Genomic DNA, 19,430 nt, shown 5'->3' with positions numbered 1-19,430 from the left:
TGGATAAATATTTCGTCTTATTAAAATCTAAATATATGAAATATGAATGACAGAAACGTAGAACCATTGGTTACTATTGTAATCCCGACACTAAACTCAGCTAAAACAATTGAGAATACACTTATGTCTATCGATAAACTTGACTATAGCAACTTCGAAATTATAGTAGTTGATGGAAATTCGACCGACGGAACACTAGATATTGTGAAACGATTTACGTCAAAATACAACATTAGAATAATCATCGAAAGTAGAAGGGGAAGAGGGGTAGCATACAATAGGGGCATATTAGAAGCCAGAGGGAAGTACGTTGCTTTCTTGGATAGCGATGCAATGATAGCGACCCCAGGTTGGGTTAGAAATGCCGTAAATATAATGGAAAAAGATAATAAAGTAGGAGTCGTATTTACGAAAGTTTTTTCTCCACCGGAATCTAAATTTATTCAAAAAGTTATAGACACATACCTATGCAAAGGGTTTACAACTGCAAATGGAGCTATTTATAGAAGAGACGCTGTACTAAAAGTTGGTGGTTTCAACGAGAACATGAACTATATGCAAGAGGATGAACTACTATTCAAACTTAAGAGGGCAGGTTATACTTATTATGTTAATTATGAAGACAAGATATATCATTTCCACAGAGAGAGTATCAGGGCTTACGTTAAGCAGAACATGGAAGCTGCTGAAGGTGCAAAACTTTATAACTATTATACGGGTGAGAAGTGGATAATAAAAGATTCAATAAGCCGTGTCGCTATATTTCTACTAAGCGTTATTGTAATTGCCATAGCTATATTTCTACATTACTTCATTATTCTTAGTCTTATATTGCTATTATCTTATCTAGGACTTTACCTTAAGGTAAATAAGGAAACTTGTAGCCAATATAAATTTTCAAAATATACTATTCTCTCGCCATTTATGATATATATATCAATAGTAAGTTATTCGATCAGCTTTTTATTTAAAAAGCCAAGAGTGAGTAAAGATGGAGCAAAATCTACAGCAGTTAATACAACAGTATAAAGAAGTATATTATGCTTATGAGCATCAATACCAACTTATCCATGATTTTTTCTACTTAGTGTTCTTAATCCCGCCTATTTTCGCTATGGTAGTGCTTATATATAGAGATAAAATAACAAACTTTTACAATAATTTATGGTATTCCATCCACAAAAGATCTAAAATTATGTCCGTTAAAAAGAATAGTAATACAAGTATGTTTCTCGGTATTTTTCTAGGACTGATAATTTTAGCCGGTCTTTTCTCATTTGGGTATTATGTACTCCAAGTACAGCCTAAAGAGCAATTCCCCATCATGTTACTACTTAATGCTCAAGGCTCGCTAGGAAACTATCCTACGAGTCTGATTCCGGGAGAAAATACGAGTGTAATTGTTTTGGTAAAAAATTATGAGGGAAAACCAGAGTTATTCATGATTAAGGTTTACCTTGTTAACTCATCGAGCAATATTACTATAGGCACATACTATAATATTGTCCAATATAAAGGTGAATGGGAGCAATTGATACCTTTTTCCATAAAGGATCAAGGACAGTATAAGGTTCAGTTCTTTCTATACTATTATGATATCTCTTCATCTTCTTTTAGGTATACTGGAGTATTCACACAATTACTAGTTAATGTGTCTTTATAAATTGAAAATAGGAATTATAAGAATATAAGGTAACTACCAGATTTCTTCAAAATAACTAATATTAAGTAAATTACTAGAAAGGATATTAATATAAGAGAGATTTAAACGCAGTATTATAAGGTTTTTTCACATAAAACGGATGTTAAGTAATGATATTTATGTAGGTCTAATATAATTTTAAATTATATTGTCTATATAGTTTATCTACATTTTTATATTGGCGACATATTGTTTTGGAAAAGATTATATACCATCTAAACAACTCGCTTATAGTAATGACTCAAAGTATAACCAAAGAGCTTATAGGATTGACGGTGGAAGAGGCAGTTGAGGAACTTATTAAACAAGGTTATTCTAAGGAAGAAGCAATAAAAATAATAAGAGAGAACTATAAGACCAAAGGTGGTTTTAAATTCAGTCTAGTAATGGTCCACATTTTATCAGTATTACTTCTTCTAACTCTACTATATCCATCCGACTCTTTCATGATCATTCGTATGCTAATAGGTTTTCCGTATATTACGTTCCTACCCGGATATTCTTTACTTCTCTCGCTCTATAAAGACGATATAGGTGAACTTAACAATCTGAGCAAATTCGGTCTATCATTAGGTATTAGTTTTGCTATTATTGTCTTAGTGGGCCTATTACTCAATTTTACTATAGGTCTTGATCAATTAACAATTTTAGTATCTGGAATAATAATAACAGAATTATTTGCAATTTATGCTACTATAAGAGGGTGAGGCTATATGAATTACAAATATTATCCGGTAGCGTTAGCTATCGTATATACTATTATTTCAACTATCTTAAGTGCGAGTGGTTTAACAGAAATAAGGATATATCTGATCCTTTTTACAATAGGCAGTATTTTAGTAGAGTTATTATTTTATCCTTTTCCAAAACCCGCTAACTATATTATCATAGGTTTGAACGGATTTCTCGTCGTACTTTCTTTATATTATTTCTTCCAGTTTATAGGTATAATTTAGGTGATGTAAATGAGTAAGGTAACTACAAAAATAAGTCCTATTTCTAATTTACCCCTTATACTACCCACAGTCTTGTTAACTGCGTCATTAGAGTTGATCATCTATAATATCCTGAAAATTGCAATTAATAATTATGATTTATTGAAATATCCCCTAGGTCTTACTCAGGAGTTACCGCCCTCATATTGGATTAGTGAAGTTATCTTAATTCTTTCAATGATATTCACTATAAGGAACTATAAATTAATGAGTAAAAGACAATATTCTATCTTATACGGAATACAATTTGTGCTGATAATGTTTAATACATACTTTGTTTTTTACTTTATTAACCCTGTATTTATACTTTCTAGAGATGAACTAGGTCATTCCTCAGAAGTAATATTACTCCTGATTAAACATACTACACTGCTTAATCCCGCTACATATCAAGCGTATTATCCGTTCGGTTTTATCTACGGAGCTTATGCATTTATCTTCTCTGGCTTAACTCCTCTAGAATACTTCATCTATCTAGGTCCAATGATATATCCTATCTTTCAATTTATAATAGGTTACGAGGTAATCAGACAGTTCTTATCTTCTCCTATGTCTGAAATAGGTGGGTTAGTACTTATATTATCTTCAATGCCTTTTTACGTGGCAGAATGGTCTCCTCAGCTAATGTCGTATAACCTTCTATTACCCATCTTTTTGCTTTTTGCCCTAATAGTGAAGAGAGGCGGGTTTAGGTTCATTCCTTTACTTATAGTTCTTTCAGCTCTAACAGGACTTACAGATATAGCTACGTTCGCCAGTGCAATAACCATAGATATTGCGACCTTAGTCTTTATAAAGAAAATAGGAAAATTCAATATACGCTATATAGGGTATACAGCTCTGCTAACGGCAATGGTGTATGTATACTGGACTTTCTTTAATCCTCTTGCAAGCGGTGCATTAGGTGGAGACCACTTTTTATTGAACAACTTAATAAATGTGATAGAATCTATATTTTTACCCCAAGCTACCAAAAATCTAGTCCTTCCAACAAGTAAGTTGGTGTATACTTTCATACCGCCGTCTCCATATCATTTCGTCTCCGTTGCCAGTAAGTTACTACAAGGTCTGATATTCCTTTCCATGCCATTAATGATATTTTTATACAAGTTAATCAGGAAAAGAACAAATAGTGAACTGTGGCTCCTTTTTGTTCTAGGTTCTTCCTTAATATTAATGCAGAGTATAGTAGGGCTAACAAATAATGTAAGCAATGTGTTAACTAGAATGATACCTCAAGCAATGGTATTCTATACCGTAATTCTTGTTCTGAGTCTAGCCAATAGAAAAACCTTGAGTTTAATATTTATGATATTTCTAATTTTGGATATACCTTTATCAGTGCTCGGTTATGCAATGATAGCAACATCAGAGCATTCTCCTCCTGCCGCATTTTACGGTGGGGCGTTACTAGGTAAGTATGGTATACCATCTGTATCCACTTATGAGTTCTGCGAAGTAGTAAACGAATACCACGGCCAGATGGTTCCGCCCTATAACCTACTTCCTAAGGACATCGAATATACTGGACCTTACATTGCAACTCTTATATATTACTTTAGCGGGCCCACGGTGAATAGTTATGAAAAATACTATAACAGTGTTATACAGAATAAGTCAATTATCCTAAATTCAGGAGAAATGATAGTTGCTTTGAAATACTAGTAGATTTCTTTATAAACTTTGAGTATTTTTTCGGCTATTAAGTCCCAATCAAGCTCCTTAGCAATATATTTTGAGTTTTTACCTAAATATTCCCTGTTTTCTACGGCTTTCATAATAGCTAATGCTATTTCCTCAGGATTCGAAGGATTTACTACAAAACCGTTAAACCCGTCTTTAACTACAAGTATATTAGGGCTTCCCCTAGCGACTATGATTGGTAACCCACTCCCTAAGCCATCAAGGACAGCACTACTAACACCTCCGTCTCCGAACGAATCCCCGATCATTGTCAGCACGTCAGCAGCACCATAAACGTATTTTCTTTCACAATAAGGCACAGGTTTTTTGAATATTACCCTATCTTTGATGTTTAGCGAAGTTGCTAATTCCATCAACTGGTCTTTGAGGTATCCCCAAGCTACTAATACCAGTTTAGCATTACTGATTTTCTCTGAGACTTTTTTAAACGCGGTTAATAGTTCAGGCAGTCTTTTACCATGAACTAATTGCCCGAGGTATAAAATAACTATGTCATCTGGTTCGAATCCTAGTTTTTCTTTTAGAACGTCTTTTCTTTCAGAGACAGTTAGTCCCTCTATATCAACCCCCAATGGGATAATCTCCAAATTATTAACGTGGTAATGTTCTTTGACCTCTTTATATATAAATTCATTAGGGACTATATATTTTTTAGCAAACTTGTAAATTAGACTTGAGTATATTGTTCTAATGATCCTCTTGCTCTTTTTCTTTTCTCTTAGACTACTAGCACCTATTATTGTAACGATTTTACGCCCTTTAAAAGGTATGAATTCAATAGCAGAGTAATAACCTCCTATTGCGTGTATTATCTCTGAAGAGTTTATTTCTCTATAGTTTTTGGTAATAGCTCTAAAAACTCTATAATAGTATCCTAATCCTTTAGTGTAGTTTGGTGTTCCAGCCGTTATCAATTTGAAATTTTGATTAACATATTTCACATCGTCTTTAATTCCGACCCTAATTCCTATCACTTTTATATTCCTTTTGCTTAGTCTTTTAGCAAGTTCGTAGGAATATACTTCTATTCCATCCCATGGCTTATCAGTAGATGGTATAAGCGTTACTTGCATTGAGTACCTTAAGCTAAAATAAATATAAAAGCTTTATACGATTATTGTATAATAGCTTATGTTCGTTAGCATTATTATTCCTACGTCTAATGCGGAAGACACTATTGAAAAAGTTCTAAATAGTATTATATCGCAAGATTTTAAAGAATTCGAAATCATTATAATAGATAATGGTTCTGAAGACAAAACAGAGGAGATCGTGAAAAAGTTTTCCGAACAAAATAAGGCTAATATAAAGTACTTTAAGTATGAACATAAATTGGGACATGCAGGTGCCATAAATGAAGGGATTTCGAAGGCGTCTGGAGATCTGGTCCTAATTTTACATGATGATCTAGTGTTAGGAGAGAGTAACTGGTTAAGCGAAATGGTAAAAGTAATGGAGAAAGACGAGGTTGGAATAGCGTCATCGCTTTTTGTAACACCCGTAAGGAAATTAAACAGTATTATAAACAAAGCCTTTTCGTATATTTACATCTTAGGTTGGCATGATACAAAAGTAGATCTAGGAGTACAAGAAGTAATGTATACTGGACTAAACAATGATATGATTAAAAGAAAAGTAATAGAGAAAGTAGGATATCCAGATAACACGTACAAGTACGGAATGCATGATATAGACTATTCAGAGCGTGTTAAAAGGGCAGGTTATAAAATAGTCCTTAACGCTAAAGTTCATGTAGAACATTTACTGTCCTCATATCAAAGGTCGTTAAAGGGCCATATTAAAAAAGCCTGGCAATACGGATACCCCTCATCAGTGATCATGAAGAGATACGGATATTTACCTAATTTAGATAACATGATGTTTGCAGTAGGCCTTTTAATGTTTGCCCTTTCGATCTTGCTGCCCAGCCTTTTCCTGCCTCTTGTATTTTTATTGGTAGTCCTCTCCATTATCTCGTTTAAGCTCGAACAGCCTAATTTTTATCGCAAGAATAAATACTTGATAAGAGCTAAGAAACTGCTACTCGGTAGCATAAGTGCGTTAATAGGATACCTTATTTTTCATCCATTACTATTTCTAGCATATGGTGGGGTAGTTATTTTATATAGAGCACTTAGCAACACGATCATTTCCTTTAGGGAACTCAAAGACGTAAAAGTATCTTTATTGGTCTTCTTATTCTATCCGTTATGGAATTTAATCAGTGGATTTTCAGTCTTAGGAGGGTTTTTCACTTTTCTAATAATTCCCTATATAAAGAAATTATTTGGCTAAGTATTTTTTCATTATCATATTTTAATAAGATATCCTCCCTTGCCTTAAGTCCCATTTTCCTGACCGTTTCTTTATCTAATTGAGATATTTTGAAAAGCGATTCAGCAAATTCATTTAAGTCGTATACGTTTACATGAAAGCCGTCCACCTTATCTGTAACTTGTTCTACTAATCCTCCATTTCCCTTAGTCACTATGACTGGCCTTCCGGATAGCATAGATTCTGTTACTACTCTTCCCCAAGTATCAGGGACTAAAGTAGGCACTACTATGAAATCTACATCTTTTAGTATGTTCGGTAACTCTTTAACGTATTGTTCGTAAGGTAGCCTTTTTGTCAGGATCACTTTATCTCTTATCCCTAACTTATCTACAAGCTCTACTACCTTAGGTTCCTCCAACCCGCCTGGGATTTTCAATTTTATATTGGGATTCTTTCGTGCAGCAATATTTATGGCGTTTATGAGCTGGAATACTCCTTTCCCTTCGTCGGGATAGCTGAGGTATGCAAAGATAAAGTCTTTCTCTGATGGTTCATAGGGTACGTACGGGATATCGGGATGTAACCCGTTGATGTTTATAATTCTTATTTTATCCTCTGGGTACCCTCTTTGTACTAAGATATCCTTTACTATATTACTTACCGCTAATAATATATCTGCTTCTACCAAATTTTTCTTAATCCACTCTAATTTACGTCTTGCATAAAATGCTTCGATATAGGAGAGGCTAGCTCTTATTCCAGACTTCTTTTGTTTTATTGACCTAGATAGTTTAGACAAGGTCTTGCAGTCACAGTCCCCGCAGTCCATAGAATTAAAATAACAAGTAGGCCACCAGTACTGAATATTGATTACCGATTTGACACCTCTCCTTTTGCTCTCTGGCAGAATCCCGTGCATAGCGTTTGCCAAATGTATTATAGATTCCTTTGGATCTGGAGAAATTATATCCAGGATTTTTTTAGCATAATTACTTTCATTTACCATTTTTTCATACCCAAAGATTCTACTTTTGGGCGGTTCAGGTAAAGTCTTGTAATCTGATTTGAAAGTAGTGTATAGCTCTGAAGTTATACCATGTTCTATTAGCATTTTATGAAGTAGTAATACTGTAGCAAATGTACCCCGCTGCGGAGTTTCTGATATAATATGTACTCTCATTTACTCTAAATGCTATAAATTCTACTTTATTAAGTTTCTCTCCGGCTAGTAGATTAAAGTGAATAAAGTGAAAGAATGAAATAAAAATATACGGATTTATTTATTAAGCAAAGAATCAATAACGGGAATAACTTTAGATTTAAATGTAGAATACGTAAATTCTCTTGCCTTATTCAGAGATAGAGTTTTCATTTTATAGTATAAGTCATAATTTTCTATTAAATCTAGTACGTATTTGGCACCTTGTTCTATGTTTTCATATGCAAAATCTAATTTTCCTTCGTCTACTATGTCCATCCACGATCCGGTAGACTTATAGACTACTGGGGCAGCTCCTACAGACATCGCCTTGGCTACCCCTAGACTTACGTTATCATTCTTACGTTATCATTCCTCATGCAATGAAGTACGACCTTAGCTCTTTTCAGTATATCCCACTTTTCCTTCTCTGATACGTCTGTCAATAACTCTACTTTACCCTTTGATAATTCTTGAAGTTTTCTGAAATAAGGCATAGACGAACGAGCCTCGTTCAGTCCGCCTATTATTTTAAACTCTACATCGCTTCTTTTTTCTTTTACTTTTTTAGCTATTTCTATAAATTCATCCCAATGTTTAGGTTCTACAAATTTCCCGACTCCTACTACAAGGTTTTCTTTCTCGTAATCAGAGTTGAGGTCTAGTTCGTCTTCTAGTATAGGTGGATATACAACGTCGCATTCTTGATCTATTGTACTCTTAGCTACATTCCTTATGTATTTGGAGCTACATATTAATCTTTTCGCTTTTACAATTTTAGTTAATATTTTATAATTTATATCGAAATAAGCTTTTGCTATTAACTTATAGTTATTCCTTATACTATCTCTGTTAGTGAATATAAACGAAGGATAGATCACGTATGTAGGAGAGATCAAGTCCCAATTGTATTTCAGTATAATAAAGGTTAACCAATAGATCTATGTGTTTTAAATTCTTAATGATTTTCAACACTATACTATCTACAATCCCAGAGAATACTGATCCATTTATCAATTTTATATTTCTGTTCTTTATGATTCTAAAATATTCTGGATAATCCTTACTTAGTGATTCGTCCGATAAATCTTGGATTTTAAAACACACGCCAGTTAGTCAGATACACCGTATTCTTTAAACAATTTCATGAAAGCTAAAGCTACTTTAGACTCGCTAGTGCGTGCTAAAGAGGGAATTAAGAGAAAAACTGAGGTGCCGTTCATAACATATGACAAGTTAAATTATAGATGACATTCGTTTTCAAACTTTCCGTAGAACTATATTATGTTATATATCTTATTATATCATAAATAGATCTACTAAAGGAGTGTTATAAAATATAGTTCATTACACTATTTTCTACTCTATTTACGCCTTTTAAGACATATAGATTCTACATATTCTTCTGCCATAAGTTATCATTTCTCTCAATAAAGGAAGAAAGTTTAATATTTAAGCTAGTATAAGGTAGACTAAAAGATATGCTACTAGAATACTTAGGATTAGGGTTACTGGCTTTTCACTTCGCTGAACCTGCGTACTATTATAGCTATATCAAAAAGCACTGCTGCAATTTACCCCAAGGCGATGAAGACATTCATCCGTCAATTTCGGTTATAATACCTACTTATAATGAACGGGATAATATAAGGAGAAAACTACGCAATGTATTAGACAATTATTCATTAGACAAATTGGAAATTATAATAGTTGATTCCAGTACAGATGGTACATATGAGGAAATACAAAAGGAAATAGCTACCCTTAATCTAAAAAACGTAAGGTTAATCAGAGAGGATAAAAGAAGGGGTAAAATATATGCAGTACGAGAAGGTATAAAAAGTGCGTCTAACAATATTGTTATAATAACCGACGCTGATGCCTTTTGGGAAGGTTCTGTAATAGATGCGGTGAAAATCCTTAGAGGTAATGTAGGAGCAGTAAGCTGTATTAAAAAAGCTACAACGCAGTTAGAGAATAACTATAGAGATTTTTATAATATAATAAGGCTAGGTGAATCTTCGATATACTCGACACCTATATTTCACGGAGAATTTACAGCATTCAGAAAAGATGTATTAAAACCCGAGGAAATACCTAATGCGGGTGCAGACGACAGTACTATTGCCACTTTGGTCTCATTAAAGGGATATAGGGCAATATGTAGCGACAAGGTAATCGCTACCGAGATAGTACCTAAGGGGTTTGATTACTTTTCATGGAAAATCAGGAGAGGTTCTCATCTTATAAGGCACTTTATAAGATTTTTAGGTAAAGTGATAAAGAGCAATAACGCTAAGTTCAGGAAAATATTCTTGGAAGAAACTTTTCTCCACCTAATTAACCCTTGGCTATTGATTTTAGGTCTGGTATTTATAGGATTATCAAACCTGGTTCTCTTTGCAGTTCTTATAGCTCTGGCATTAGTAGGGCTCTTTCTACCTCCCATTAATAAGCTTCTAAGGGCTTGGTTAAGTAATCAGTTCTTTCTCATTCTTTCCCAGCTATATGCTATGAGAGGTGAGGTACTGGCTTGGAAAAAGCAAAAGAAATACTAACCCATGTAACCCATACGTTTTACCCAGTAGTCGGCGGGATAGAAAAGGTAATATATGAGACTGCTAGGAGACAAGCAAAAAAATATGAAGTCTACGTCGTTACTTCTGACAAAAATTCTGGGCAAATAAGAGGTCAAGAGTTTACTGTAAAGCAGATAAGAAGCCTCAGATTTTTTAACATGCCTGACTTAACTTACCCCTTAGGACACGATGAAATCCTGGCTAAATCTAACATTATACATTTTCATTCTCAAAACTCTCTCTTCTCTATTAAATTGCTAGAGAATTCTAGTAGGTTTAAAGCAAAAAAGGTTTTCACGTTAATGGCTGTAGACTCTCTAAAGGATCATCCTAATAAAATTATCAGAACCTTGTCACACTTCTATTCAAGATATACTATCTCTAAAGTTTTAACTCTAAGTGACGCGTTAATAGTGAAGAATGAGAGAGATAGAAAGATTCTAAGAGAGAAGTACAATAAGGATCCTTATTTGGTTCCAGACGGAATTGACGAACTTTACTTTAATTTTCCCTATAGTGAAAATTTTAAAAAAGAGAAACTAAAGGGGGAAGATTATATTCTATATATAGGAAGGTTACATAAGCTAAAAGGAGTAGATATTCTTATAGAGAGTTGTAGATTTTTGAACACAAAAGTAGTATTTATTGGACCCGGTAACGTGGAGTATTATAAGCTATTATCTCGCAAAAAAGGAGTAGGTGAAAAATGTATCTTTCTAGGATATTTAAGTGAAGAAGAGAAAATAAGCGCAATTGACGGCTCAAGTGTCGTGGTAATCCCCAGTATTTCTGATTATGTTGAAGCCTTCTCTTTAGTTTTAAGCGAGGCGTGGAGCAGGGGTAAAGCCGTAGTGGCATCTAGTGTAGGTAGTCTTACTTATAGGATTAGGAACGGTATTAATGGTATACTGGTTAAACCTAATGATCCTAAGGATTTGGCATTTGCTATAAATAAGATCATAAATGATAAAGAACTCGCTAGAAAGTTGGGAGAAGAGGGTAAAAAGGAAGTCATGGGCTGGGACAAGGTAATAAGCTTATTAGACGGAATTTACAATAAACTGAAGAATGAATAATAATATTATTTGGAGCTATATAATCGCTTTAGGAATAGTATTAATTGTACTAAACCAGTTTATAGTTTACTATCCTCCATTTACAATACTTGGATTAGGTATGACCCTAGTTGGTCTGTCAGCGTTTTCAGTGAATATTGTAAATCCAAAGGACTCAAAACTAGATCTCCTCGTAGATACGTTTAATATGAATTTAGAAAAAATCTATAGGTATTATGGCGGAGAAAAGTACTATAGATTGTTCACACCATCATCTATGGGAGCTAATGGTCTCCTGATGACTAATAAGTACCCCATAAAGATAAAGTACATAGCTGGGGATTTAGTCACAGTTTTTGACGATGGTTCAGTGGGAATATTTATTGAAACACCTGCATCATTCATTATAAAGGAGATGAAAAAGAGGGGGATTACATTTGTTGAGAGTGATGAGTTTTTGCTGAGAAAGGCGCTAGTAGAGTTATATGACTTTTCTCAGGACGTGAAGGTAACTAAAGTTGCCGAGAAAGATTTCTTAGTAACATTGAAAAACCCAGATCCTGACAAATACTACGGAATAATGGGATATATTCAGGGAGTAATTTTAGCATCTATAATCGCTGAAAAATATAATAAAATAAGTTTTATTGAAGATGAAAAAATGGTGGGTAATGATCTACAAGTAAAAGTCGGTGTAGAATAATTACCATGAATTCTGGTACACAGATGTGTTTTCGAAAACTTTATTTTCATGATAATATAGCTTATTCTCTAATGCTAATGTTCTCATATCATCTACTGGAGATCGCCGCAATAATTATTTCGGTTACAATTGTTTATTACTATTTATCTAAAAAGAGCACTCTAATCGAACTTTATTTCAGCTTAGTTCTTCTTATTCTTTTTATTTCTGGTAGTCTGATCGAAATTTTACATCTTTTGCTTTACTCGTCGTTTTATAACTTAGCTGCCTATATATTACTTGTCGGTGGTATTCCCTATCTATTCCTCTATGCTATAAGGTATTATAAATTAGTCCTAATACCTGAGGTTTTATCTTTTATATTAGTATCGATAATAATTATCTCTATAACCGGCGGGGTCATACTGAATCAAGCCGGATATTCTTCTAATCTACAGTATATTGTAAATCCGCGAGTGGACACTACTCCTCTATTTTACGATTATATGAATCTGCTTCGTAATTCTTCATTCCAATACCAGGTCGAATTACCTTCTAATCTACAAAACCAGTCCATTGAACTAAGAAGTTTAATACTTAATTTTACTAGTTGTCTTAAGAACTTAGAGAATTTAAGTGACATTTATTATCAGACTCTTAAACATGGATATATAGAGAACTCTCATAAACAATACATTGAAGAATTAAAAATTTTTGAGAACCTTACTACATACTACAATAAGATACAGTATACATCAAGATATTTAGCCCGTTTTTCATTAGATAAAATCTACCAACAATTTCTAGTTGAGCTAGAGTCAAATTATACTAAAGCAAATGAAATAATTAATAATCTAGCTACTATTAATAACTTAATTTCAAGCCTTCCCAATACTTCCCATATTCCGATTTATATAAACCTAGAGAACAAAATATTATTTTTTAATAAGACAAATGCAATAAAAGGAGAAATAATACCCGTCAATTATTATGGTGAAGTAAACGGAACGGTAATAGTTAATTATCTTAATTATTCTTTGCATTTACCGGTAATTAACAACACATTTTCCTTTAATTTCACTCTAAATAAATATTTATTAAATGTGACATTTACGATCATTTACTCAGGCAATAGTGTTTATTTACCTAATATTTCTACCTTCATACTACATTCTAATCTCCAAAAATCGCTCTTCATAGCTAAAATACTTAGCACCAGCGAAATAAAGCCGGGAGGGTATTTAATTATAAAAGGCTATGCAAGTGGTCTTGATAGAACACTAATTGCAAATTTATATAATCAAAGTAAAATCTATACAGTATCTGGCAACTTTACAATAACCTATCCCTTACCTTATAATTTGACAAATACATCGTATACGTTAAACCTAACCCTATTACCTAAAGGTATAGAAACTCCTTCTCAGTTAAAAATTTCCTTTATTCCTAGATTATATAACTCGTTCTTAACTGTTGATACTTCGTCCAAATGGATAATACCTTCTCTACTTACGGTAAGCGGGAGGCTTACAGCATATAACGGTAGCGGGATACCTGGTATTAAGGTATTCGTATTTGTAGGGAACCAGAGATATGAAGCGATTACAAACAATGAAGGTTATTTTTCAGTACATATCAAGCCTAAGCTTACCGTAATTTATGGTAAACAAGTAATATATGTAGAAAGTGACCCTCAATACTATTATTATAAAAAGGTTGCGAGTACCTATACTACCATTTATAACCCTTTAGCATTTATAATACCTTTAGGAGCTGTGATGTTATTGTATATACTAAGGAAGATAAGGAAGAAGAATAGGAGGGAAAGGAGGAAAGACACTAAACTAGTAGAGTTAAAGGTTAGGTGAAGACGATGAAACTAGTTCCATTAATTCTGATAATTTTAATATTATCGGTATCTATATTGTATCTAGTACCAGATAATAATCAATTTTCTCCTTATAATAAAGGTCCATTAGGGCTATCTATCTTATTCAGTATTGTGCATAATATTTCTAACTCTAACACGGTCCTTCTACTAGTCTTTTATCCAAATCTTAAACAGTTATCTTCGCTGAATATTCTAGGATTCTTAGAGGAAGGCAAGACGGTCGTCATAGCTGGGAATTATACTTTACTTAATACAGTCTTTAAAAAATTTAACTTACCTATAATATTCGGTAACATAATTATTACAAGCAATACTCATTATTATATGGACACTGATTACTTACTCTTCTCATATAAAAATTGGACCCTATTATTTCCTTATCCCCACCCTATTATCGGAGGAAATCCAATGATCAAATTTAGTAACCAAGTTCTGGTATCTTGTCTTAAAGTATCTAATGGAAAGCTTATAGTTATTTCATCACCTTATATCTTCATTAATAAGTTTATCACTGCTTTTGATAATGAGGAATTTATAGCTTCTATTCTAGGTGATAATTCAACAATTATTATCGTTTATCATAATACAGAGTTTGATTATGTGAAAGGTATTATTAGCAAACTGTAATTTCAGACATCTTACTGTAAAAAGTTGATTGTAGAGGTCTATTAATTTAATTGTTATTTGAATAATTTTAATATATTAATAGTTTATGAATAATAGAAAATTATAGCTGTCTATTATATTTAAAGTAAGTAGATAGTATCTGTATTCTAAATTTTTTTCCTATTCCGACAAATAAAATATATGGGAAAAGTTTAATATGACTTTTAGCTTACTCAAATACCTAAATGAAAATTACAGTAGGTAATCTAAACAACCGTGGGCTACTGCTCCTTTTTATTCTATTTATCATTATTCCTTTATCTTCCACACTCTATCATGCATCAGTGATAAATCCCGTTGAAATAATATCTAATTATCCCTTTTATCTAAACGGAAATCTAGTCCCACCTGGCAAGTATCAAGTGACAACGCCTGTAGTAGACTTATCTTTTGAACCAGTTCTTAACGCCACCTCTTCATCTAGAATATATCTAATGGGAGTTTACATTAATGGTACACTGATAAATCAATCATCGTTTACATTTTACACGGATCTAATAGGTCCTACTATAGTCGAACCGGATTATATTCAGCAATACTATGTAAATGTAAGCAGTATTGTCCCTGCTCCTATATCTTCAGGATGGTACAATAAAAGTGAAAAAATAACTATCCCCTCCAATTATTATTACCAAAAAGGTTTGACAAGATATGTTCTTTTAGAATCTTTAGTGAATAGAACAATAGAAAACTCCTTCGTAGTTAATTCGCCTTTGAACGTTGTTTTCTTATACAAAGTAGAATATTATGTTAACCTTACAGAACCAGTCTTCGGTTATATTAATGGTAAGTATTCTCTAATTCAACCAAATTGGTATGATTTCCATACGAACATAACAATACCGCGTTACATTTACATTAATAATCTAACTAGGCTCTACACTTACGGAAACTTTATCGGCCAGATCTCTCTTTCCAAACCACTTATAATTAACGATACTCAGGTCACGCAGTACTTTATAAAAGTTGTGAAACCTATTTCTGCATTAGTGAACGGTAAGAACGAAACTCTAAGCTCAGGGTGGTATAATCAGAGTGACAAGATTTATATTCCTAACGTAATACCGCTAATTAACGATTATAGAATCCAAATAATAGGTAACGTTACTGGCTATAATGAGATTCAGTCACCCCTAATAATAGACGATAAAGAAGTATTACAGTACTTGATTACTTTTCCTTTTAAAGTTACGGTCAAACTGTCTAATGGTACGGTCTCCTCGGCCTCTATATTCTGGGTCGATAACGGTACTGACGTCAATGTTCCGGTTCAATATTATTACTTCAATAACGTGAGTAGGGCACTAGTATTCAACCAAACATTTGATAAGCCAAACTTTAACGTTCTAAATTATACTAAGCAGTACCTCATTCAAGTATCTTTACCTATTCCTGCCTACATCAATGGTGAAAATCAGACCTTAACTACTGGTTGGTATAATAAGTCCTTAAATATATTTATTTATAAGGTCTACTATATTACAAATAATGAGAGAATATACATGATAAAAATTAATACTTATAATATTTCGGATTTAAACTCTCCCGTCAATATTAATGATTATTATATACTCGAGTACATGATTAACATTACTGCATATTATGGTAATACAAACACCATCATTTATAATGTGAAATTATGGGAACCTTCAAATAGTACATTTCAGATACCGTCTGTTTATGAGTTTGACGGAACTATTTTTGAGATTAGTCCTAAAAATTCTACAACTCTGTACGTTATAAAGCCAATCAGTGAAGATGTAGTTTATAACCCTATTAACCAATCAGTACAAATAAATGTAATAACTAACAATCCTGATTTGCTTATAGCAATTATTTTAATCGTTGCAGTATCTATAGCAACTATCCTATTTATACAGAGGTTAAAGAATAATACTACATCTAAATAGTATTAGTTTATATAGAACTTTATGCAAAAAATTTATATAAAAAGCAGAGTTTCTATTTTATTCATATATTTTCTTAAAATTAATAATCTTATCTATGTATTTTTTCCAGAAGTACCACACAAAAATCATTAAAATACTGATTGAACTCATTAAGGCTGTAAATATTAAATTTAAATTAGAAGTAACAAAAATAATGCTAATAATGCCAATTAAAAATGTAGAACTATTTACAGCAGATAAGTAAGTTAAAATTTTTCTCATAAATTCCTCTTTTTCATAAACTAAATTTACTAGTGTAAGCCTATCCAAAAAGTTAGCTAAGGTTATCATAGTCTCCTTTCCTTTATTGTCACTTATATCACCTGATATAATCTTGTTCCATATTTCTATTGATTGTTCAGAGACATATCCTACATATTCAGATAATTTTAGTATTTGTCTTAAGTACGAAATCTTGGAATTAATATATGTAGAGTAGATTAGTTCTTTATTTTTACTATAGTAAGAATAACTAACATATGTTAATGTAAGGGAAATAGAGAACGGAATTATAAGCGTTTCCAGTGCAAATTCATCAAACATGACTATTCATATGTTATTATTTGGACTTCATAAATTAAATATTTTATTTCATTAAGGTAATCAGCGATAAGTTCAAATTATTATATTTTATAGGACTTTGGAGCTATAAACTCAGGAGAGTTTTTCTCTCTAACACACCTCTTGTATTCCATTATAAAAAGATTATTGCTAAAATAAAAACCGTAGGCACATCTGGCTTTTTAAAGTGTTTGCTTGTTTACAAATCCCTAAGAAATAGCCCTCCTCATGCTCTAAGCATATACTCTCAAAACCTCCTTGTGGCGATACGAAGCGTCATTGAAGAAATACTTACCGAGATCCTTGTGCAAATGCCCCTCACAGAGGCCTGCAGTATTTAATAGCGTAACGACTACCGTAAGAAAGACGAGTCTTACTTAGTTACAAGTTTTTCGCCTAAGGTAATACCGGTTATACAAATAGGTTAATAACGGTACCATGCCCGTACTCTCTGCTGTTATGCACTAACCTTATAATTCGAAAGTAAAATTAAATAAGCATGATAACTTCAGCAAGTATAAGCGGGATTCTTAACAGAAGGTTTGTTAATGAAGATGTAGGTAAGTTAATAAACGCCGGTCTAGTAGATAAAGACTTAGTTAACCTGTTGTTAAACTTCCTTGCGACTAAGACAAAATTCCAAGATTTATTGATCTTCAATAACATAAAAGGAAACAATACATCGCTCCTTAATAGGGGTAAAATCTGTTTTGTATCGGTATCTTTTAAGCCCCCAATAAATGATGAAACCATAATCGACGTGTTTAATGAATTTAAGGATAATTACCTAAAAATTTTTGAGAAGGACTTAATCGGCTTTGAATTTTCGTTCAAGGCTGTTGAGGACGGAAAACTAAGACTCCTTGATATCCCACCTGAAATCAAAACAGACCTATTTACCTCGCCTAAACTAATGGGCTTTAGAATAGTGGAAGGCGGTTCCGAGATCTCGCCAGAGAGTATAAATTACAAGGAAATAATCGTAGAGCCACTCATTGAACAACCTAAAATATTATTGAGCCTTACATATAGGAATAAGGTTATAGATGAAAATACTATAAGGAGCCTTATAATAGGTTCTATGGAACTCGCTAAGAAGGTTATTAGTTAATGGAAAATCCTTTGCGCCAAACTTATTTTAGATAAAGTCCCTATTTTAATTTAGAGTTATCACCTTTCACTACACTGGGCTCCTTTTTTAGCAGTAGGTAAATTAAACTCGTGGTAGATTATAATAGTAGATTATTAAAATTTACAAATATTCATAATAGTTATGAAGACGTTTTGGTATATCGACGAACAGTCATCTAGCTCATACCACGCACATGCGATAAAGAATTTAATTGCTGACGTTGAAGGGATACAGAACGTAACTATAGCCGAGACATATAGTTTCGGTAGAGTGCTGATTATAGACCAATTAATTCAATCAGCCGAAGAAGATGAGTACATATATCATGAGTCGTTAGTACACCCTGCAATGTTAGCTTCTGAAGACCCCAAGAGAGTACTGATAATAGGTGCCGGGGAGGGGGCTACAATAAGAGAGGTCTTAAAATATGACGTAAAAGAAGTGGTCGCAGTTGACATAGACAAAAAGGCTATTGAGGTAGTAGAGAAATATTTAGAGTCTTGGCATAACGGGTCCTTCAAAGACCCGAGAGTGAAGCTCGTATTCCAGGACGGCTTTAAATTTGTGAAAGAGTATACGGGGGAACCGTTTGATGTTGTAATACTTGACCTTACAGACCCTACTGGGACTTCGCAGTCGAGGAACCTCTATACACTAGAGTTTTACAAAGAAGTAAAGAGGTTGGTTAAAGACGTAATGGTGACTCAAGGTACCTCACCATATCAGTCTCCCCATTCGTTTTCGAGACTGACTAAAACCCTCACAGAGGTATACAGATACGTCTCAGTGGGTCTGTCGTTTATCCCTTCGTTTGATACAGTCTGGGCTTTTATATTCTGTTCAGATAAGTTTAATATTAGGAACTTAGACGTGAAAAATAGGATCGGAAGGGTCAAAGGTGAACTTAAGTATTACGATGAAATTACTCACAAAAACATGTTTTTCTTGCCTAAGGATATAAGAGGACTAATAGAGGGCGAAAAAACCGTAGCTACCTTGTCTAATCCTTTAAACATTCTAGAGGAATAATCAAAGTGGT

General features: G+C 33.1%; 19 protein-coding genes. 14 read left to right on the top strand and 5 right to left on the bottom strand.

Annotated features, from left to right (window positions below; genetic code table 11):
- The first annotated feature begins 42 nt into the window (after positions 1-42).
- The 5 genes from KN1_RS01700 (at position 43) to KN1_RS01680 (ending at position 4,362) form a co-directional block, all read left to right on the top strand.
- A complete protein-coding gene (locus KN1_RS01700) occupies positions 43-1,029 on the top strand; it encodes a glycosyltransferase family 2 protein (protein WP_221289116.1) in 987 nt (328 codons plus the stop codon).
- On the top strand, positions 992-1,663 hold the full coding sequence (locus KN1_RS01695; protein ID WP_221289115.1) for a DUF1616 domain-containing protein: 672 nt from the start codon (positions 992-994) through the stop codon (positions 1,661-1,663). Before KN1_RS01700 ends, KN1_RS01695 begins: the two co-directional genes overlap by 38 nt.
- 275 nt (positions 1,664-1,938) lie before the next feature.
- The gene (locus KN1_RS01690) at positions 1,939-2,409 is read left to right on the top strand and encodes a DUF1616 domain-containing protein (RefSeq protein WP_221289114.1); all 471 of its coding nucleotides are present in this window, start codon (positions 1,939-1,941) and stop codon (positions 2,407-2,409) included.
- Between the two features lie 6 nt (positions 2,410-2,415).
- Positions 2,416-2,658 carry a hypothetical protein gene (locus KN1_RS01685; protein WP_221289113.1) on the top strand — a complete coding sequence of 81 codons (243 nt, stop codon included), beginning with the start codon at positions 2,416-2,418 and terminating at the stop codon, positions 2,656-2,658.
- 9 nt (positions 2,659-2,667) lie between these two features.
- A complete protein-coding gene (locus KN1_RS01680) occupies positions 2,668-4,362 on the top strand; it encodes a hypothetical protein (protein ID WP_225905753.1) in 1,695 nt (564 codons plus the stop codon).
- Here the strand turns inward: KN1_RS01680 and KN1_RS01675 are convergent.
- Positions 4,359-5,474: a glycosyltransferase family 4 protein gene (locus tag KN1_RS01675; protein WP_221289112.1), complete on the bottom strand. Its 1,116-nt coding sequence runs from the start codon at positions 5,472-5,474 to the stop codon at positions 4,359-4,361. The genes KN1_RS01680 and KN1_RS01675 overlap by 4 nt on opposite strands.
- Positions 5,475-5,532: 58 nt before the next feature.
- Between KN1_RS01675 and KN1_RS01670 the strand changes: the two genes are divergently transcribed.
- Positions 5,533-6,696, top strand: a complete 1,164-nt coding sequence (locus KN1_RS01670) for a glycosyltransferase family 2 protein (RefSeq protein WP_221289111.1) — start codon at positions 5,533-5,535, stop codon at positions 6,694-6,696.
- Here KN1_RS01670 and KN1_RS01665 read toward each other — a convergent pair.
- The 3 genes from KN1_RS01665 to KN1_RS01655 form a co-directional block, all read right to left on the bottom strand.
- The gene (locus KN1_RS01665) at positions 6,653-7,858 is read right to left on the bottom strand and encodes a glycosyltransferase family 4 protein (protein ID WP_221289110.1); all 1,206 of its coding nucleotides are present in this window, start codon (positions 7,856-7,858) and stop codon (positions 6,653-6,655) included. The genes KN1_RS01670 and KN1_RS01665 overlap by 44 nt on opposite strands.
- Positions 7,859-7,954: 96 nt before the next feature.
- On the bottom strand, positions 7,955-8,203 hold the full coding sequence (locus KN1_RS01660) for a hypothetical protein (protein ID WP_221289108.1): 249 nt from the start codon (positions 8,201-8,203) through the stop codon (positions 7,955-7,957).
- A gap of 20 nt (positions 8,204-8,223) precedes the next feature.
- Entirely contained in the window at positions 8,224-8,775 is a 552-nt protein-coding gene (locus KN1_RS01655) for a glycosyltransferase (RefSeq protein ID WP_221289106.1), read from the bottom strand.
- Between the two features lie 582 nt (positions 8,776-9,357).
- Between KN1_RS01655 and KN1_RS01650 the strand changes: the two genes are divergently transcribed.
- The 6 genes from KN1_RS01650 to KN1_RS01625 all read left to right on the top strand — a co-directional run bounded on the left by KN1_RS01650 (position 9,358) and on the right by KN1_RS01625 (position 16,659).
- On the top strand, positions 9,358-10,434 hold the full coding sequence (locus KN1_RS01650; RefSeq protein WP_221289105.1) for a glycosyltransferase: 1,077 nt from the start codon (positions 9,358-9,360) through the stop codon (positions 10,432-10,434).
- The gene (locus KN1_RS01645) at positions 10,410-11,531 is read left to right on the top strand and encodes a glycosyltransferase family 4 protein (protein ID WP_221289104.1); all 1,122 of its coding nucleotides are present in this window, start codon (positions 10,410-10,412) and stop codon (positions 11,529-11,531) included. The genes KN1_RS01650 and KN1_RS01645 overlap by 25 nt, the downstream gene beginning before the upstream one ends.
- The gene (locus KN1_RS01640) at positions 11,524-12,213 is read left to right on the top strand and encodes a hypothetical protein (protein WP_221289102.1); all 690 of its coding nucleotides are present in this window, start codon (positions 11,524-11,526) and stop codon (positions 12,211-12,213) included. The genes KN1_RS01645 and KN1_RS01640 overlap by 8 nt, the downstream gene beginning before the upstream one ends.
- A gap of 71 nt (positions 12,214-12,284) precedes the next feature.
- Positions 12,285-14,060 (top strand): carboxypeptidase-like regulatory domain-containing protein, encoded by a 1,776-nt coding sequence (locus KN1_RS01635; RefSeq protein WP_221289100.1) that lies wholly within the window; start codon positions 12,285-12,287, stop codon positions 14,058-14,060.
- A gap of 5 nt (positions 14,061-14,065) precedes the next feature.
- Positions 14,066-14,710 carry a hypothetical protein gene (locus tag KN1_RS01630; protein WP_221289099.1) on the top strand — a complete coding sequence of 215 codons (645 nt, stop codon included), beginning with the start codon at positions 14,066-14,068 and terminating at the stop codon, positions 14,708-14,710.
- A 224-nt stretch (positions 14,711-14,934) separates the two neighbouring features.
- A complete protein-coding gene (locus KN1_RS01625) occupies positions 14,935-16,659 on the top strand; it encodes a hypothetical protein (RefSeq protein WP_221289097.1) in 1,725 nt (574 codons plus the stop codon).
- Positions 16,660-16,716: 57 nt separating this feature from the next.
- Here KN1_RS01625 and KN1_RS01620 read toward each other — a convergent pair whose 3' ends face one another.
- Positions 16,717-17,241 carry a hypothetical protein gene (locus tag KN1_RS01620; RefSeq protein ID WP_221289095.1) on the bottom strand — a complete coding sequence of 175 codons (525 nt, stop codon included), beginning with the start codon at positions 17,239-17,241 and terminating at the stop codon, positions 16,717-16,719.
- Between the two features lie 517 nt (positions 17,242-17,758).
- Here KN1_RS01620 and KN1_RS01615 point away from each other — a divergent pair.
- Complete coding sequence (locus KN1_RS01615) at positions 17,759-18,370, top strand: hypothetical protein (protein WP_221289094.1); 612 nt, start codon at positions 17,759-17,761, stop codon at positions 18,368-18,370.
- A gap of 162 nt (positions 18,371-18,532) precedes the next feature.
- Positions 18,533-19,420, top strand: coding sequence for a spermine/spermidine synthase domain-containing protein (locus KN1_RS01610; protein WP_221289092.1), 888 nt, complete (start codon positions 18,533-18,535; stop codon positions 19,418-19,420).
- Positions 19,421-19,430: the final 10 nt, after the last annotated feature.

It is taken from the genome of Stygiolobus caldivivus (genome assembly GCF_019704315.1).
Lineage (GTDB): Archaea > Thermoproteota > Thermoprotei_A > Sulfolobales > Sulfolobaceae > Stygiolobus > Stygiolobus caldivivus.
The sequence above is the reverse complement of the archived record's forward strand: the minus strand, read 5'-3'. Positions and strand labels throughout refer to the sequence as shown.

Coding starts and splice junctions, on each gene's coding strand:
- KN1_RS01660 (WP_221289108.1), bottom strand. CDS start 8,203: ATGTCTGTAGGAGCTGCCCCAGTAGTCTATAAGTCTACCGGATCGTGG.
- KN1_RS01665 (WP_221289110.1), bottom strand. CDS start 7,858: ATGAGAGTACATATTATATCAGAAACTCCGCAGCGGGGTACATTTGCT.
- KN1_RS01610 (WP_221289092.1), top strand. CDS start 18,533: ATGAAGACGTTTTGGTATATCGACGAACAGTCATCTAGCTCATACCAC.
- KN1_RS01640 (WP_221289102.1), top strand. CDS start 11,524: ATGAATAATAATATTATTTGGAGCTATATAATCGCTTTAGGAATAGTA.
- KN1_RS01620 (WP_221289095.1), bottom strand. CDS start 17,241: ATGTTTGATGAATTTGCACTGGAAACGCTTATAATTCCGTTCTCTATT.
- KN1_RS01675 (WP_221289112.1), bottom strand. CDS start 5,474: ATGCAAGTAACGCTTATACCATCTACTGATAAGCCATGGGATGGAATA.
- KN1_RS01700 (WP_221289116.1), top strand. CDS start 43: ATGAATGACAGAAACGTAGAACCATTGGTTACTATTGTAATCCCGACA.
- KN1_RS01685 (WP_221289113.1), top strand. CDS start 2,416: ATGAATTACAAATATTATCCGGTAGCGTTAGCTATCGTATATACTATT.
- KN1_RS01680 (WP_225905753.1), top strand. CDS start 2,668: ATGAGTAAGGTAACTACAAAAATAAGTCCTATTTCTAATTTACCCCTT.
- KN1_RS01635 (WP_221289100.1), top strand. CDS start 12,285: ATGCTAATGTTCTCATATCATCTACTGGAGATCGCCGCAATAATTATT.
- KN1_RS01630 (WP_221289099.1), top strand. CDS start 14,066: ATGAAACTAGTTCCATTAATTCTGATAATTTTAATATTATCGGTATCT.
- KN1_RS01690 (WP_221289114.1), top strand. CDS start 1,939: ATGACTCAAAGTATAACCAAAGAGCTTATAGGATTGACGGTGGAAGAG.
- KN1_RS01650 (WP_221289105.1), top strand. CDS start 9,358: ATGCTACTAGAATACTTAGGATTAGGGTTACTGGCTTTTCACTTCGCT.
- KN1_RS01615 (WP_221289094.1), top strand. CDS start 17,759: ATGATAACTTCAGCAAGTATAAGCGGGATTCTTAACAGAAGGTTTGTT.
- KN1_RS01670 (WP_221289111.1), top strand. CDS start 5,533: ATGTTCGTTAGCATTATTATTCCTACGTCTAATGCGGAAGACACTATT.
- KN1_RS01625 (WP_221289097.1), top strand. CDS start 14,935: ATGAAAATTACAGTAGGTAATCTAAACAACCGTGGGCTACTGCTCCTT.
- KN1_RS01695 (WP_221289115.1), top strand. CDS start 992: ATGGAGCAAAATCTACAGCAGTTAATACAACAGTATAAAGAAGTATAT.